We start from the raw sequence: 1380 nt of genomic DNA, 5'->3' as shown, positions 1-1380 counted from the left end.
TTGACCGTTTCGGTTTTTCAGTGAGCAGTGCCGGGGATGTCAATGGCGATGGCGTCGATGACCTGATCATTGGCGCACCCAGTGCCGACCCCAACGGCTTCTCTTCAGGCTCCAGCTATGTGGTATTTGGTGGTGGTGATTTTAGTATTCCCCTCAATCTTTCCAGCCTCGATGGCAGCAATGGCTTTCGCATCGATGGCGCAGCAGAATCTGACAATTCCGGTTGGTCGGTGAGCAGTGCAGGGGATGTCAATGGCGATGGCTTTGATGACCTGATCATTGGGGCAAGAGATGCCGACCCAAATGGCAACAACGCTTCAGGCTCCAGCTATGTGGTGTTTGGCAGTGGGAGTGTGTCTAGTGGCACCCTCAATCTCTCCACTCTTAATGGTCTTAATGGCTTTCGCATTGATGGGGTAGCCGCACGTGACTATTCCGGTTATTCGGTGAGCAGTGCTGGGGATATCAATGGCGATGGCTTCGATGACCTGATCATTGGGGCACTCGGTGCTGATCCCAACGGCTCTTTTTCAAGCTCTAGCTATGTGGTGTTTGGCAGTGAGGGAGGGTTTAGTAGCACCCTCAATCTATCCAGCCTTAATGGTAGCAATGGCTTTCGCATGGATGGCTTAGCCGCAGATGACCGTTCCGGTACTTCGGTGAGCAGTGCTGGAGATATCAATGGCGATGGCTTCGATGACCTGATCATTGGGGCATGGGGTGCCGATCCCAACGGCTCCTATTCAGGCTCTAGCTATGTGGTGTTTGGCAGTGGGAATGAGTTTAGTAGCTCTCTCAATCTCTCTAGCCTCGATGGCAGCAATGGCTTTCGCATTGATGGGGTAGCCGCCTATGACCGTTCCGGTTATTCAGTGAGCAGTGCCGGGGATATCAATGGCGATGGCATTGATGACCTGATTATTGGGGCATGGGGTGCCGATCCCAACGGCTCCTATTCAGGCTCTAGCTATGTGGTGTTTGGGCGTGTTAATCAAGCACCCATGATTGTGACCAATAGTGCGGTGAATGTGCCGGAAAACACAACGCTGGTGGTTGATATTGAAGCCACAGACGATAGCAGTAGTGAGGGCAATGGCCTGACCTACGGCCTCAGTGGTGGGGAAGACCAAGGGTTGTTTACGATTGATGTCACCACGGGTGAGTTGTCCTTCCTCTCCGCCCCAGACTTTGAAAATCCGTTGGATGTAGGCGGCGACAATGGCTATGCCGTCGAGGTAACGGTTACCGATGCGGGTGGTTTAAGCACCGCACAACTGTTTAACATCAACGTCACCGATGTCAACGAAGCGCCTACGATTGTGACCAATGGCGCGGTGAATGCGCCAGAGAACACCACACTGGTAGTTGATATCGAAGCCA

Annotated in this window: 1 protein-coding gene; it reads left to right on the top strand. The window is 52.9% G+C overall.

What is annotated here, in order from left to right; genetic code table 11:
• On the top strand, positions 1-1380 hold a 1380-nt coding region (locus JUJ53_RS13785; protein WP_204152622.1), incomplete at both ends, for a cadherin domain-containing protein.

Origin of the sequence: Leptolyngbya sp. CCY15150 (assembly GCF_016888135.1) — a bacterium.
Classification (GTDB): Bacteria; Cyanobacteriota; Cyanobacteriia; order RECH01; family RECH01; genus RECH01.
This window is presented reverse-complemented; position numbering and strand designations above follow the sequence as displayed.